The organism is Actinomyces sp. HMT897, assembly GCF_016626125.1.
In the GTDB taxonomy this organism is placed as follows: Bacteria; Actinomycetota; Actinomycetes; order Actinomycetales; family Actinomycetaceae; genus Actinomyces.
In genome coordinates, this window is the sequence record NZ_CP067336.1 from 1,746,539 (window position 1) to 1,760,657 (window position 14,119).

The 14,119-nt window shown below is 70.7% G+C and carries 14 protein-coding genes; 7 read left to right on the forward strand and 7 right to left on the reverse strand.

Annotation, left to right across the window (positions count from 1 at the left end; translation table 11 throughout):
- Positions 1–60: 60 nt before the first annotated feature.
- The 7 genes from JJJ15_RS06925 to rpmH all read right to left on the reverse strand — a co-directional run bounded on the left by JJJ15_RS06925 (position 61) and on the right by rpmH (position 4,780).
- Positions 61–960, reverse strand: coding sequence for a ParA family protein (locus JJJ15_RS06925; protein WP_106110035.1), 900 nt, complete (start codon positions 958–960; stop codon positions 61–63).
- Positions 961–1,105: 145 nt separating this feature from the next.
- A complete protein-coding gene (rsmG, locus tag JJJ15_RS06930; protein WP_106110786.1) occupies positions 1,106–1,741 on the reverse strand; it encodes a 16S rRNA (guanine(527)-N(7))-methyltransferase RsmG in 636 nt (211 codons plus the stop codon).
- Positions 1,742–2,181: 440 nt separating this feature from the next.
- Positions 2,182–2,760, reverse strand: coding sequence for a R3H domain-containing nucleic acid-binding protein (locus JJJ15_RS06935; RefSeq protein ID WP_200510264.1), 579 nt, complete (start codon positions 2,758–2,760; stop codon positions 2,182–2,184).
- Positions 2,761–2,798: 38 nt separating this feature from the next.
- Positions 2,799–3,935 carry a membrane protein insertase YidC gene (gene yidC, locus JJJ15_RS06940; RefSeq protein WP_106110037.1) on the reverse strand — a complete coding sequence of 379 codons (1,137 nt, stop codon included), beginning with the start codon at positions 3,933–3,935 and terminating at the stop codon, positions 2,799–2,801.
- Positions 3,935–4,276 (reverse strand): membrane protein insertion efficiency factor YidD, encoded by a 342-nt coding sequence (gene yidD / locus JJJ15_RS06945; RefSeq protein ID WP_106110038.1) that lies wholly within the window; start codon positions 4,274–4,276, stop codon positions 3,935–3,937. Before yidD ends, yidC begins: the two co-directional genes overlap by 1 nt.
- Positions 4,273–4,620 carry a ribonuclease P protein component gene (gene rnpA, locus JJJ15_RS06950; protein ID WP_106110039.1) on the reverse strand — a complete coding sequence of 116 codons (348 nt, stop codon included), beginning with the start codon at positions 4,618–4,620 and terminating at the stop codon, positions 4,273–4,275. Before rnpA ends, yidD begins: the two co-directional genes overlap by 4 nt.
- Positions 4,621–4,642: 22 nt before the next feature.
- Positions 4,643–4,780 carry a 50S ribosomal protein L34 gene (gene rpmH / locus JJJ15_RS06955; RefSeq protein ID WP_106110040.1) on the reverse strand — a complete coding sequence of 46 codons (138 nt, stop codon included), beginning with the start codon at positions 4,778–4,780 and terminating at the stop codon, positions 4,643–4,645.
- A gap of 989 nt (positions 4,781–5,769) precedes the next feature.
- Here rpmH and dnaA point away from each other — a divergent pair.
- The 7 genes from dnaA to JJJ15_RS06990 all read left to right on the forward strand — a co-directional run bounded on the left by dnaA (position 5,770) and on the right by JJJ15_RS06990 (position 14,017).
- Positions 5,770–7,437 carry a chromosomal replication initiator protein DnaA gene (gene dnaA, locus JJJ15_RS06960; RefSeq protein WP_200510265.1) on the forward strand — a complete coding sequence of 556 codons (1,668 nt, stop codon included), beginning with the start codon at positions 5,770–5,772 and terminating at the stop codon, positions 7,435–7,437.
- Between the two features lie 769 nt (positions 7,438–8,206).
- Complete coding sequence (dnaN, locus tag JJJ15_RS06965; protein WP_200510266.1) at positions 8,207–9,340, forward strand: DNA polymerase III subunit beta; 1,134 nt, start codon at positions 8,207–8,209, stop codon at positions 9,338–9,340.
- An 18-nt stretch (positions 9,341–9,358) separates the two neighbouring features.
- The gene (recF, locus tag JJJ15_RS06970; protein ID WP_200510267.1) at positions 9,359–10,585 is read left to right on the forward strand and encodes a DNA replication/repair protein RecF; all 1,227 of its coding nucleotides are present in this window, start codon (positions 9,359–9,361) and stop codon (positions 10,583–10,585) included.
- An 88-nt stretch (positions 10,586–10,673) separates the two neighbouring features.
- Positions 10,674–11,423: a DciA family protein gene (locus tag JJJ15_RS06975; RefSeq protein ID WP_246741949.1), complete on the forward strand. Its 750-nt coding sequence runs from the start codon at positions 10,674–10,676 to the stop codon at positions 11,421–11,423.
- A gap of 102 nt (positions 11,424–11,525) precedes the next feature.
- Complete coding sequence (locus tag JJJ15_RS06980; RefSeq protein ID WP_200510268.1) at positions 11,526–12,509, forward strand: ABC transporter ATP-binding protein; 984 nt, start codon at positions 11,526–11,528, stop codon at positions 12,507–12,509.
- Positions 12,506–13,258: an ABC transporter permease gene (locus tag JJJ15_RS06985; protein ID WP_246741950.1), complete on the forward strand. Its 753-nt coding sequence runs from the start codon at positions 12,506–12,508 to the stop codon at positions 13,256–13,258. Before JJJ15_RS06980 ends, JJJ15_RS06985 begins: the two co-directional genes overlap by 4 nt.
- On the forward strand, positions 13,259–14,017 hold the full coding sequence (locus JJJ15_RS06990; RefSeq protein WP_200510269.1) for an ABC transporter permease: 759 nt from the start codon (positions 13,259–13,261) through the stop codon (positions 14,015–14,017).
- The last annotated feature ends 102 nt before the right edge of the window (positions 14,018–14,119 follow it).

The window sequence follows — 14,119 nt, forward strand, 5'->3', positions numbered from 1 at the left end:
GCTGCGTATCTGGAATGAGTGCCTGGAGTCCGCGCCCCAGACCGCGTCGTTTCTGTGCCATCAGGTCTCTCCCTCAGTCATCGTGTGAGCAACGCCGCGCATTGCGATTTCTTGAGCTAGCTTCGCATAAGCCACGGAACCAGTTGAACGGGGATCCCAGAAGACCACCGGCGACCCGTAGGAGGGCGCCTCCGCCACTCTCACCGACCGCGGTATCCGGGTCTCCATAGTGGCCTCCGGGAAGTAGTTGCGGACCTCTGCCTCCACGTCCCGCGACAGCATGGTGCGCTTGTCGAACATGGTCAGGGCGATCATGGAGACCCCGAGCACCGGGTTGTGTATCTCGGCGATCCTGTTAATGGAACGGGTGAGCAGGGCCAGGCCCTCCAGGGCGTAGTACTCGGCCTGCATGGGGATAAGGACCTCGCCAGCGGCGACAAAGGCGTTAATCGTCATAATGCCCAGGCTCGGCGGACAGTCGATAAGCACGTAGTCCAGCCGGGGCAGTCCCTGCTCCCGTCGTCCCAGCAGGTATTCACGCAGCGCCATGCGCATCCTGGACTCACGCCGCTCGGCGTCGATCAGCTCAATCTCGACGGCGGCCACGTCAATGGTGGCGGGTACGCACCACAGGTTCGGCGTGAACCGCGTCTGGACGGCCACGTCCCTAATAGGCGTGCCCTCCACCAGGACGTCGTAGATGGAGATCGTCCCGTCACGGTGCCCCACGCCCAGCGCCGTCGAGGCATTGCCCTGGGAGTCGGCGTCGATCACCAGGACCTCAAGTCCGCCCTGCGCCAGTACCGCGGCCACATTGACGGCGGTTGTGGTCTTCCCGACACCGCCCTTCTGGTTTGCGACAGCAATGACCCGGGTCTGCGTGGGGCGTGGGAAGTCACCCTCCGCCACCTCAGACAGGATCTTATGATCGGCCTGAAGCTGGTCAAAGATAGACGACACGTGGCTCTCCTGGGACGACGTTCCGAGCCGATGCGGCTGGCCACCTCAGTCTACGGCAGAGCGGCCTCGCTTCCTCCGCCGGACGCCCTTCCCGCGGAGAACCGTGTCTTCCCATGGCATAATATATGATTATTATCACATATATTCAGCGAGTCCGCCTCAACTCCACCACCTTGGTCAGCTCCTCCCCCGGCGCCACCACATCGTGCACCACCGCGGGCCTGAACCGCGCCTTCTTAATAACGTACCTGGCCTCCTCGACCTCGGCCTCCGCCCGGGAGCCCTTGAGCGCGAGGATCGCCCCGCCAGGACGCACCAGCCTCGCGGTCAGCCGGACCAGCTTGGACAGGTTGGCCAGCGCACGTGCCGTCACGACGTCGTACTGCTCCCCGACCTCCTCCGCCCGGGCCCGTCGGACGGTGACGTTATCCAGCCCAAGCTCCTCGACGACGACGTCGAGCCACTCCACGCGGCGCTCCATGGCCTCCATGAGCGTCACCTCCAGGTCCGGACGCAGCAGGGCGACCACCACACCCGGGAAGCCGGCCCCGGAACCGACGTCCACCACCGTCCCCCGCGAGGGCAGGAAGGGGACGACCGCCGCGGAGTTGACAATATGACGGCTCCACAGGCGTGGGAGCTCGCGCGGTCCGACCAGTCCGCGCAGCTGCCCCTCCTCGGCCAGCATCTGCGCAAAGTGCTCCGCCCCCGCGAAGGCCAGGCCAAAGAGGTCACGCACCTCCTGGGAGGGCTGCTCCAGGTCGGTCCCGGTGGCGTCCACGCCCCCGGTCGCGCCCGTGTCGTCGGTGCCTCGCACGGCCGCGACCTGCGCACCGGTCCTGTCGGGCGCCTGCGCGTCAGCCGTACCGGCCACCCCTGCGCCAGCGGCCGCGGCAGCAGCCTCCCTGGCCTCCTCGGCCTCGCGCCGGGCGCAGTCGGGCAGGGAGCAGTGGGAGCCCTGGACATGGTGGTGCCGGTGCGACGTCGCGGCATGCCCCGCAGGCCGGGCGGTGTCAGGCCGGTCAGAGTCAACCTCAGACCGATCCACGCCACCGGCCTGAGTCTGGCCCGCACCACTAGTCTCGGGCCGGTCAGAGTGACCGGCACCGGACTGGTGCGCGCCAGACTCCGGCCCCGAGCGCTCAGCCACCTCCGGGACATTTGCCTCCGAGATATTCACCTCTGGAACATTCGCCTCAGAGACATTCACCTTCTGCTCGCTCACGACCTACCGTCCTCAATAGTCTCGTCTTCCACGTCATCACCATTGACGTCGTTGCCCGTATCCTCCTCGTCCTCGACGGGCTGGACCACGACGTGACGGTGGGGCTCGGCGCCCTCGGACTCCGAGACCAGGCCCGCAGCAGCGACGACATCGTGACAGACCTTGCGCTCAAAGGGGTTCATGGGCTCCAGGGACACAGCCTGGCCGGTAGCCAGGACCTGCTCCACGGCGGCCTGGGCGATACCGGTCAGCTCCACCCGACGCCTGGCACGGTAGCCGTTAATGTCCAGCATGAGGCGGGAGCGGTTACCCGTGCGTGCCTGGACGGCCAGGCGGGTGAGCTCCTGGACGGCCTCGAGGACCTCGCCGTCGCGGCCCACGAGGTCGGCGAGGTCACGCTCGTCCCCCTCCTCGGAGGCGACAATGGCGACGGAGGCGCGGCCGTGATCGACGTCAATGTCAATGTCACCGCCGAGGTCAGCGATATCGAGGAGCTCCTCGAGGTAGTCGGCACCGACCTCGCCCTCCTCCTCCAGGCGCTTCATGGTGGCGGAGCCGGTGGTGTTCTCAGTCATGGGCAGTCCATTTCTTCTCAGGATGACGGGGTTGGAACTCAGCGCTTCTTCTTGTTCTTGTTCTTGCGCTGCTGACGCTGCCGGGCACGCCTCTCGTACCGGCGTCGGGCGATCTCCTCGCTGGTGAGCCCGAAGGCGTTGGTGCTCTCCGAGGCCGGATCCTTGGACCCGGCGTCCTCAGTCTGCGCCTCCGAGGTCACGGGCAGGGGACGGCTCTTCTTCTGGCGGTCCTTGCGCACCGGCTGGACCCGCTGGCCGCCCAGCTCAATGCCGTCGGCCAGGGCCTGGGCGGCCTCTTCCTCCTCCAGGGAGGGACGGCCCTTGCGGGCGCGCTTGGCGTTCTCACGCTCCCTCCAGGCCTTCTCCGCGGCGGACCCGGGGGCGGGCATCTTGCGGATGGTGAAGAACTGCTGGCCCATGGTCCACACGTTGGTGGTCACCCAGTACACCAGGACGCCGATCTGGAAGTTAATGCCGGTAAAGGCGAAGAAGATCGGCATGACCGTCATCATAATGCGCTGGGAACGCATCATGGGGTTGTCCTTGCCCTTCGCCGACTCGGGCATGTTCTTGGTGCTCAGCTGCGCCATGGTGTACCACTGGGTGATGGACATTATGACAATGAGCACCACGGTCACGATCTTGACGCTCGTCTGCGAGGAGTTCATGAAGGAGGACGACAGGCTGGCGCCGAACACCTTGGAGTTCTGGACCTGCTCGGCCAGCTCCGCGGTGAGGGGGCCGATGGAGTCGTGACCGGCGTAGGTGTGGCTGGCGACCGCCTGGAGGGAGGCCAGCACCCTGAAGAGCGCGAAGAACACCGGCATCTGCAGCAGGATCGGCCAGCAGGAGGACAGCGGGTTGGCCCCGTGCTTGCGGTAGAGCGCCATCATCTCCTCCTGCTGGCGCTGCCGGGAGGCCGGGTCCTTCTTTCCCTTGTACTTGGCCTGGAGCGCCTGGAGCTCGGGCTGCATGAGCTGCATACCCCTAGAGGCGCGGATCTGGCGCACGAACAGGGGCATAATGAGGATGCGCATAAAGATGGTCAGGCCGACGATGGAGAGCACCCACGCCACGCCGGCACCCTCGGGGAACCCGATAAGCACGAGGAAGTCATGGATACGCACCATGACCCAGGCGACGGCGACCTTGAGCGGCCACAGCATATTGTCCATCAACACTCCTTGGTGTGCTGGTCCCGCTCGCTGAGCACATGGTCCTCATGCGCGGTGAGCGCGAAGCGGGGAACGTCGTGGGGATAGTGGTAGCGCCACCGTCCCGGGTCCGGGACGTGGTCGACACCCCCGGGGGTGAGGGGGTTGCAGCGCGCCAGGCGCCAGAGGGCCAGCAGGCCTCCCTTGAGGGCCCCGTGCACCGCGAGGGCCTCAACGGCGTAGGCCGAGCAGGAGGGGTAGTAGCGGCACCGCGGGGGGAAGGCCGGGGAGATGGTGCGCTGGTACCAGCGCACGGCGGACACCAGGAGGCGCGCCGGGACGCCTCCCCCGGGCAGGCTCACCGCCGCCGTCCCTGGGCGCTCAGGTCCCGGCAGCGCGCCAGGAGGTGGTCGACGTCGGCCCCCAGCTGCCGGCTGGAGGCGCCGTCCGCACCCGCCAGGCCCCGCACGACGAGTCGGCTGCCCGGGGCCAGGGTGTCCACGCGCGCGCGCATGAGGGCACGCAGCCGACGCTTAATGCGGTTGCGGTGCGTGGCCCGGGCCACCTGCTTCTTGGGAACGACGACGCCGACGAGCGCCGGGGAGGTGTCCCCGGTCTCGCCGGCGCGGTAGTGGACCACGATCCTACGGTTGCCGCTGCGCACGCCGGACCTGACTGCGACAGCAAAGTCATCGCTGCGCAGCATCCGGTGCGCCGCGTCAAGCACCTCAGGCAGCGAGGCGCGCGCGGCCCTTGCGACGGCGCGCGGCCAGGATGGCGCGGCCGGCACGGGTGCTCATGCGCTTGCGGAAACCGTGCACCTTGGCGCGGTGACGGTTGTTGGGCTGGTATGTCCGCTTGGTCACGGGTGTACTCCTGGTCGGAAGATTCGGCAGCCGTGCGGCACGAGGCTTCGCGGCACGGTCGCTCCCGCGGCTGCCCCGTGGTGTGGGGCGTGACTCCGCGCGAACGTCCTCACTACAGTACGGGGAGCCCGCAGGGGTGGTCAAACGCCTCCTACGCGGCCTCGGTGAGAACCTGAACACGTGCGGTCGGGGGCCGGACGGTCCACCAGGGCGTACAGCCCGGGCGAGCCACCCGTACGGTCGCGAGCCACTCCGGGCTGCACATGCCCGGTGTCGCCGGTATCAACACCCGTCCACACGGTCGCGATCCGCCCGCCGCCTGACCGAGCTGGGCGCCGCCGCCCGTGGGCACCCGCCTCAGCCCACACGACCGCGAGACCGCTGCCGCGGGCTCGACCAGCCGCGGGCGAGCCACCCGTACGGTCGCGAGCCGCACTCGGTGGCCGCACTCTGCCCCAGCGTGAGCCACCGCCCCGGCGCGGTGCGGAACCAGGTCCGGCGGTCTGGAGGACGACACCGCGGCGCTCCGCACCGCCCCGGCGCGGTGCGGAACCGGCCCCGAGGTTATCCCCACTCTGTCCCCAGCTTTGTCCCCAGGCCCCCTCACCAACCCCTCCCCATGGTTGTCCACAGCCCCCTGTGGACAACCGGCCTTCCCGACCCTGGTTATCCACAGGGTTGGGCACACCCGGCAGATCCTGATCAACCGGCGGGATACCAGCCCCTACCGGCCCCCGGGGCCTGTGGAAAACCTGCTTTCCCACCCCTGTCACAGCCTGTGGTAAGGCGTGAACACACAAGCTGTGGACTTCCTCTCCCACAGCGGGACCGGACCTCGTCGTCCACAGCCCCGCTGCGGCGCGGCACCGCCCCTCGGCACCCCGCGCAGGAGGTTGTCCCCACATGTGGACAACTCTGTGGAAAAACAGCATGATGGGTTCCCACGGTGAGGCCCGCAGGCTCGCCACCAGCTCGACCAGGAGACAGAGGTGCCTGATACCGCAACCACCATGTGGCTCTCGGCCCTTGAGGCGCTTGCGTCCTCAGGGGAGCTCGGGCAGGGCAAGGTGTCCATTATCCGCATGACCCGTGTCATCGACGTCGACGGCACGCTCGTCCTGGTGGTCGGCTCCGGGTTCGCCAAGGACATTGTCGAGCAGTCACGCGGCCCCATCAGCCGGGCGCTGGCCAGCGTCGCCGGGACCGACGTCCCCTTCGAGGTCATTGTCGACACCAGCCTGGAGAACTCCGCCCCGGTCTTCCCTCGCGCACCCATCGTCCCCATCCCGCCGGCCGCACCGACCTTCGCCCCACGGGTGCTGCCCACCCCCCCGTCCGGCATGACACCGGTGCCGGGGGCGGCCTCCGCCTCGCCGTCGGCCTCCACCCCCCTGACCCCCACCCAGGAGCCGGGCGCCAGCCGTCAGCGCTGGTCCGGGGAGCCCCTGGCCCCCGCCCCGGAGCGGGCCGGCCGCCACGTCTACGTACCACCCACCACGCCGCAGGCCGGCACCCCGACCGTCGCCTTCCACCCCGGGCGCCCGCTCGTCGTCGCACCCACCGCACCCGCCGCACCCGGCGTCAGCCAGAGCACCCCCGGCAGCGACGGCACCCGCCTCAACCCGCGCTACACCTTTGACACCTACGTCACCGGCGCCTCCAACCGGTTCGCCCACGCCACCGCCATCGCCGTGGCGGAGGCGCCTGCCCGCGCCTACAACCCCCTGTTCATCTACGGGGGCTCCGGCCTGGGCAAGACCCACCTCCTGCACGCCATCGGCCACTACGCGCGCACCCTCAACCCCCAGGTCCGCGTCAAGTACGTCAACTCCGAGGAGTTCACCGCGGACTTCATCGCCTGCCTGCGTGACGGCAACCGCGACGACGGCCGCCTGGAGTCCTTCAAGCGCCGCTACCGGGACGTCGACATCCTCCTGGTGGACGACATCCAGTTCCTGGAGGGCAAGGAGTCCACCCTGGAGGAGTTCTTCCACACCTTCAACGCCCTGCACTCCTCGGGCAAGCAGGTGGTCCTCACCTCCGACCAGCCGCCCAAGGCGCTGGGGGGCCTGGACGAGCGCCTGCGCTCCCGCTTCGAGTGGGGCCTGCTGGCGGACGTGCAGCCCCCGGACCTGGAGACCCGCATCGCGATCCTCTCGCGCAAGGCCCGCGCCGAGGGCCTGGACCTGCCCCTGGACGTGCTGGAGTACATCGCCTCCCGCGTCACCACGAACATCCGCGAGCTGGAGGGCGCCCTCATCCGCGTGACGGCGTTCGCCTCCCTGAACAAGCAGCCCATCGACCAGACCCTGGCGGAGATGGTCCTCAAGGACATTATCTCCGACCCGGCCGGCCAGGAGATCACGACCACCCTCATTATGGGGCAGACCGCCGACTACTTCGGCATCACCCTGGACGACCTGTGCGGCGCCAACCGCTCCCGCCTCATCGTCAACGCCCGCCACATCGCCATGTACCTGTGCCGCGAGCTCACCGACCTGTCCCTGCCCAAGATCGGGCGCGAGTTCGGTGGCCGCGACCACACCACCGTCATGAGCGCGGACAAGAAGATCCGCACCCTCATGGCCGAGCGCCGCTCCACCTTCACCCAGGTCACGGAGCTGACCAGCCGCATTAAGCAGGCCGCCTCGAGCTGAGGGGAGCCACAGGCCCGGGTATCCACATGTCGATACCACTTATCCCCAGCCTGTGGAGAACACAGGGGGCCGACGGCGTCCCCCAGCCTGTGGACAAACCTGTGGGAAGACGGTGGACAACCCCGCCTCAGCATGTGGATCCCGGACCCCTCTTCTGGGGACAGCCAGTGGGAGCTGCTGTGCCGTCCACAGATCCGCTGCGGAACCCACCGAACTACACACCTGTTAGTCCACACCCCCCAGCGGCGTCATGACGCCGGAAAACCGGGTTTCCCCCAGGATCCACACTACCTACTACAACTACAACCTGTTCCCTACCACGAGATCGAACCAGGCTGCCAACGTAGGCGCCGCGGACACAGCATGCCCGGACGCAGAAGATGCCGTGACCCAGGACACATGGCGTTGGCCTCGCCTTGGTCCCGTCCCGGTACCACCACGCCACCGGCGGGAGAACCAGGAGCCCGGGAGAGCCCGGAGCCGGAGAGCCAGGGGCGAGGCGGCGCCCGTCCCCAAAGGCGGCGAGGCACGAGGACGCCGGTAACCAGGCAGACGTGCGCGGCGAGGGGAGACGCAAAGGGGCGTCGTACCAGGACGGACGCGCGCTGCCGGGGGCAGGGCGGGTCCCCACCGACACGCTGGCGTGGACGCGGACCGGCGGTGTGCGTCTAGAATCCATGTGGATCGCCCCGTCCGTGGTACCTACCCGTGGTACCTGCGGGGCTGGCTTGTCATCAGGGCTGTGGCCCACTGCTCAGGGAGGCACTTTATGAAGCTCCGGGTTGACCGCGACGTCCTGGCCGAGGCAGTGACCTGGACAGCGCGCTCCGTCCCGGCTCGTCCTCCCGTACCCGTCCTGGCCGGCGTGCGCCTGGAGGCCACCGAGACCTCCCTGGTCCTGGCCTCCTTCGACTACGAGGTCTCCGCCCACTGCGAGGTGCCCGCCGAGGTCGAGGAGGAGGGTGTGGTCCTGGTCTCCGGCCGTCTCCTGGCCGACATCGCCAAGGCCCTGCCCGCCAAGCCCGTGGACCTGGAGGTCGAGGGCACCAAGGTGACCGTCACCTGCGGCTCGGCCCGCTTCGCCCTGGCCGCCATGGCCGCGGACGACTACCCGGCCCTGCCCGCCATGCCGGCCAGGGCCGGCACCATTGACGCCCACGACCTGGCCCGCGCCGTCGCCCAGGTCTCCGTGGCCGCCTCGCGCGACGAGACCCTCCCCCTGCTCACCAGCATCCGCATGGAGGTCGAGGGCCAGGCCCTCACCCTCATGGCCACCGACCGCTACCGCCTGGCGGTGCGCACCCTGGGCTGGTCCCCCACCAACCAGGCCCTGTCCACCTCGGCGCTGCTCAAGGCCCGTACCCTGTCCGACGTCGCCAAGTCCCTGACCTCCTCGGGCGACGTCACGGTGGCCCTGACCGAGCCCGACTCCCCCACCAGCGCCCTCATCGGCTTCGAGGCCGGGGGACGGCGCACCACCTCCCTGCTGACCGACGGCGACTACCCGCCGGTCCTGCGCCTGTTCCCCCAGTCCACGGCCATCCACGCCACGGTCGGCCGGGAGGAGCTGATCGCCGCGGTGCGTCGCGTCGCCCTGGTCGCGGACCGCTCCACCCCGATCCACCTGGCCTTCACCGACGGGGAGCTGACCCTCAACGCCGGGCAGGGCGACGACGCCCAGGCCTCCGAGTCCCTGGTGGCGCACCTGGACGGCGAGGACATCTCCACGGCCTTCAACCCCGGCTACCTCCTGGACGGCCTGGGGGCGATCACCAGGCCCTGCGTCTGCTTCGACTTCACCCACCCTTCCAAGCCGGCCGTGCTCACCGGCGTGGAGTCCGTCGGTGGCGAGGTGGATCCGACCTTCCGGTACCTCCTGATGCCCATCCGCTTCGGGGCCTGACCCCGCGGGGACACGCGGGTGTACGTCTCTGACCTGGCGCTGGACGACTTCCGGTCCTACCACCACCTGGTCCTGAGCCTTAAGGCCGGGCCCACGGCCCTGATCGGGGCCAACGGCCAGGGCAAGACCAACCTGGTGGAGGCGGTCGGCTACCTCTCCACGCTCTCCAGCCACCGCGTCGGCGCCGAGACCGCCCTGGTCCGACGGGCCGGGCCCGGTGAGGAGCAGCCCGGCGGCGCCGTCGTGCGCGCCAAGGTGGTCCGTGGCCAGCGCCCCAGCGTCATTGAGATCGAGATCATCTCGGGCAAGGCCAACCGGGCCCGTCTCAACCGGGGGGCGTGCCGTCCGCGCGACCTGCTCGGGGTGCTGCGCACGGTCGTCTTCGCCCCCGAGGACCTGGTCCTCGTGGCCGGGGAACCGGGTGGGCGCCGTCGTCTCCTGGACGACCTCGCCGTGGCGCTGCGCCCCGCCCTGGCCGCCACGCGCACCGAGCACGAGAAGATCCTCGCCCAGCGCGCCAGCCTGCTGAAGTCCGCCCGCGCCCACGGCGCCTCGCGGGGCCCCACCGGCTCCGTGCTCACCACCCTGGAGGTCTGGGACGCCCAGCTCGCCGCCAGCGCCGCCCGCCTGATCGCCGCACGGGTCGACGTCGTCTCTCGCCTGCGCCCCTGGCTGGAGGGCGCCTACGCCGCCGTCAGCGAGGGGGCCGCCGACGCCTCCCGCCAGGCCGCGCTGGCCTACCGCTCCAGTCTCCTGGCCCACGAGGGCAGGCCCGATCCCGTCCCCGGGTCGCAGGCCTGGGTGCAGGACGAGGAGGGCCTGCGGGACGTGCCCGCCACCGCCGCGAGGCTGGAGACGGCCATGGCCGACCTGCGCCGTCGGGAGATCGAGCGCGGCGCGAACCTGGTGGGCGCCCACCGTGACGACCTCTCGCTGTTCCTGGGCTCCCTGCCCGCCAAGGGCTTTGCCTCCCACGGGGAGCAGTGGTCCCTGGCGCTGGCGCTGCGCCTGGCCTCCTACGAGATGCTCCGGGCCGACGTGGACGCCCTGGGGAGCGACGGCGAGCCGGTCCTCGTCCTCGACGACGTCTTCGCCTCCCTGGACGAGCGCCGACGCCGGGCCCTGGCCGGGCTCGTGGCCGGCGCCCAGCAGGTGCTGCTCACCGCGGCGGTCGACCAGGACGTGCCGGACGAGCTGGCCGGGGCCCGGTTCCGGGTGCACGACGGGGCGGTCACCCGTGTCTGAGCCGCCACCTGCCCGTAGGCGTGGGGTCAGCGGAGGGAGTGCGGCTGGTGGGACCCTTGGTGCTCCTGGTGCTGCCGGGGCCCCTGAGGTGGCTGTTCCCCCTGGTGCACCGGATGCTCCGCCGGGCGTCCCGGGTGGCGCCTCGCCGCGCAACCGCGCCGACGCCCCCAACGGCATTAAGTCGGGCGTCCCGGGTGGCGGGGCTCCTGGTGCCAGTGGGCCGCTGGGTACCGCCTCGCCGCGGCCCACGGCGCCGGACCGGGACTCCCTGGCACGTCGCCTCCTGGCCCGCTCACGCCGCCAGGCCTGGGAGGCCGGGGTGGCGCGCACCTCCCTGCGCACCGGCGCCAGCCTGGTGGGCGAGCAGGAGGGGGTCGCCCCCTGGGACCAGCGACGCCGTCGGCCCGCTCACGACGACCAGGCCGGCGACCGCGGCCCCGGCCTGTCCCCGGGGCGGGACCGTCCCGGGCCCACACGCTTTGACCCGCAGATCGGGGGCAGGGCGCTGCGCCGCTACGCCCGGGAGCACGGCTGGGCCGGGATGCTGGCCGTGGCCAGGATATCGGTGCGCTGGGAGCAGATCGTGGGCTCCCAGGTGGCCCAGCACGCCCGTGTGGAGCACTTCGCGCCCGGGCGGATCACCCTGCGGGCCAGCTCCTCGGCCTGGGCCCAGCAGCTGCGCCTCCTCATGCCCGGTATCGAGCGGGCCGTGGCCGGGGCGCTGGAGCCGGGGGCGGGGGCCGTCGAGATCCGCGTCCTGGGACCGGCCGGCCCCACCTGGCGCCGCGAGCGGGTGGCCGTGCGGGGCTCACGCGGGCCGAGGGACACGTACGGGTGACAGCGTCATGTTTCCATTTGGTTACATAAGCTTCAATATAATCTGTATTGATTCACGTGTTGAGCCGGTCAGAGGTTAGTCATCTTAGTCTGAAGGGGGTTTATGACTGAGGCAGTTCTTGAGGCTGAGCACCTCGCGCGCACGTTCGACAGGGGCCGGTTCCAGGCGGTGGCCGACGTCTCGTTGAGGGTCGGGGCCGGCCAGGTGCACGCCCTCCTGGGCCCCAACGGCGCGGGCAAGACGACGACGGTGCGCATGTGCGCCACGCTGCTGCTGCCCACCTCGGGCTCGGTGCGCGTCGACGGCGTGGACGCCGTGGCCCACCCGCGCCGGGCCAGACGCCGCCTGGGGCTGGTGCTGGGCGGTGACCTGGGCTTCTACCCGCGTGCCAGCGCCCGCCAGAACCTCCTCTTCTTCGCCGACCTGCAGGGTGTGGCCCGCGGGGAGCGCGCGAGCGCGGTGGACGGCGCCCTGGAGCGGGTCGGCCTGTCAGACGCCGCGGACCGCAGGGCCTCGGCCCTCTCCCGGGGCATGCGCCAGCGCCTGCACCTCGCCCGCGCCCTGCTGGGCAGGCCCCGCCTGCTCCTGCTCGACGAGCCGACCAACGGCCTGGACCCGGACATCTCCCTGCAGGTGCGCCAGACGGTCGCCGAGATCGCCGCCAGCGGGGTGGGCGTCCTGCTGACCTCGCACACGATGCCGGAGATCGAGGAGCTGGCGGACACCATCTCCGTCATTGGCGCGGGCCGTATCGAGGTACGCGGGACGGTGGCCGACGTGGCGCGCCACGCGGGCGTGCTGGCCGTGACCACGCTGACCCTGCCGGGGCGCGCCGCCGGCCTGGACGAGGAGCTGCGCGGCGTGCTGGGGCGCGGCGTCGTGGTCACCCAGCGCCCTAGCTCCTCGAACTGGGCACTGACCGTCTCCTGGCCCGTCGACGGCGGCCAGCAGGCCGTCGACGCCGGTAGGCGGGCCCTGAGCGCGCTGCTTGAGCGCCACGGCCTGGGTGAGCCCGACGACCTGCTCACGCGCCCGGCGAGCCTGGAGCAGGCCTACCTGGCACTGGCCAGGAGGCTGGACCGGTGAGGCGCCAGATTCGTATGACGGCGTTCCACGTGCGCCAGTTCGTGTCGGTCCCCTACTTCATCCAGGTCATGGTCGTCGCCACTCTCACCACGACGCTCGTGCAGTACCTGGCCTTCAACGCCTGGCACGGCGTCACCCCGACCGTGGTCTGGGTGCGCGGGGGCGTCATCGGCCTGTGGAGCACGGCGACGTGCGCGGCAGGCATTATCGGGTTCGAGCGTTACAAGGGCACCCTGGTCCACCTGGTGCTCGCCCCTGTGGGGGCACTGCGCTCACTGGCCGCCGTGGTCAGCGCGGCCGCCAGCTTCGGCGTGCTCGCCCTGCCCCTGTCCTGGGCGACCTGGTCGCTGCTGTCCTGGTCCGTCCACGCCCCCTCCTGGCGGCGCCTGGCCGGGGTGGCGGCCGGCACGCTCATGCTGTGGCTCGGCGCCGTGGCACTGAGCCTGGCCGTGGCCGCGCTGTTCGTCCTCACGCCCAACGCCATCAGCTACGAGGGCCTCCTGCTCGTGCCCGTCTTCCTGCTCTCCGGCCTGACCTTCCTCGGTTCGGGCGCGCCTGGCTGGCTCCAGCCCCTCAGCCGGCTCCTGCCGGTGGGCCTGCCCGTGCAGGTGCTGCTCGGCGGCCCCGTCAGCGTCGGCGCCCTGGCCGGCTGGACGTGCTCGACGCTCGCCTGGGCCGCCCTGGCGGGTCTGCTGGGACGGGCCGCCCTGGTCCGCGCCACCCGCACCGGGACCCTGGAGGTGGTGTGAGTGGCGTTCCTCACCCGTGTCGTCTCCGGTGCCCGGGTCTCCTGGGCCTCCTCCGTCACCTTCGCCACCGTCGGTACCGCCGTCACCACCCTGGCCCTGCTGCCCCTGCTCGACATCGCCTTTGACGTCCTCATGGGGGCCGACCTGGCCTCCGACGACCTCGTGCGCACCGGCTACGCCGCCTGCCTGGTCAGCCTCGCCGTCACCGTCGCCTCCGGGGTCGTCAGCGCCGTCGCCACCGACCGCAACCTCGGCGTCTTCCAGGAGGTGTGCACCCTGCGCCGCCTCGACCCCGCCTACTGGCTCGCCGTCAGCCTCGTGCCGCTGGCGCTGGCTACTGTGACCGGGGTCCTGTCTATCGGCGCGGTCTTCGTCCTCTCCCCGGGGCACGACGTCGCCCTGCTCGCCCGGGTGCTTCTGCTCAGCCTCGGCGCCCTGGCCTGCGGGGTGCTCCTGGGGGTGGGTGCCGCGGGCCTGGGCGTGAGCCTGCCCGACCCCTACCTCGGCGCCACCCTGCTCGCCAGCGCCCTGCCCGTGCTCGTCGGCGTCATCGTCCCCGTCTCCGCCTACCCCGCGTGGCTGCGTGTCGTGTCCCAGGTCACTCCGCTCAGCGGTGCCGTCAGCGCGCTCACCGCAGGCGGCCCCGCCCTGGTCCTGCGTGACCTGGCGTTGAGCGCCGCCTGGTGCGCCGCCGGCCTGGGCGTCAGCCAGGTCGCCGTCCACCGGCTGCGTCAGGGAGCACGCTATGACACCATCTGACGCCAGTGCACCCCGCGTCGGCGGGAGGTGACAGGCGGCACGTCCCGCGCCACGCCGTCGGCGGTCAGTGCCCAGGTCAGGCCGCGATAGAATGCGGTGAAA

Excerpts from the sequence above, each read along its gene's own strand:
- JJJ15_RS06980 (WP_200510268.1), top strand. The coding sequence starts at position 11,526 with ATGACTGAGGCAGTTCTTGAGGCTGAGCACCTCGCGCGCACGTTCGAC.
- rnpA (WP_106110039.1), bottom strand. The coding sequence starts at position 4,620 with ATGCTGCGCAGCGATGACTTTGCTGTCGCAGTCAGGTCCGGCGTGCGC.
- yidC (WP_106110037.1), bottom strand. The coding sequence starts at position 3,935 with ATGGACAATATGCTGTGGCCGCTCAAGGTCGCCGTCGCCTGGGTCATG.
- JJJ15_RS06935 (WP_200510264.1), bottom strand. The coding sequence starts at position 2,760 with ATGACTGAGAACACCACCGGCTCCGCCACCATGAAGCGCCTGGAGGAG.
- dnaN (WP_200510266.1), top strand. The coding sequence starts at position 8,207 with ATGAAGCTCCGGGTTGACCGCGACGTCCTGGCCGAGGCAGTGACCTGG.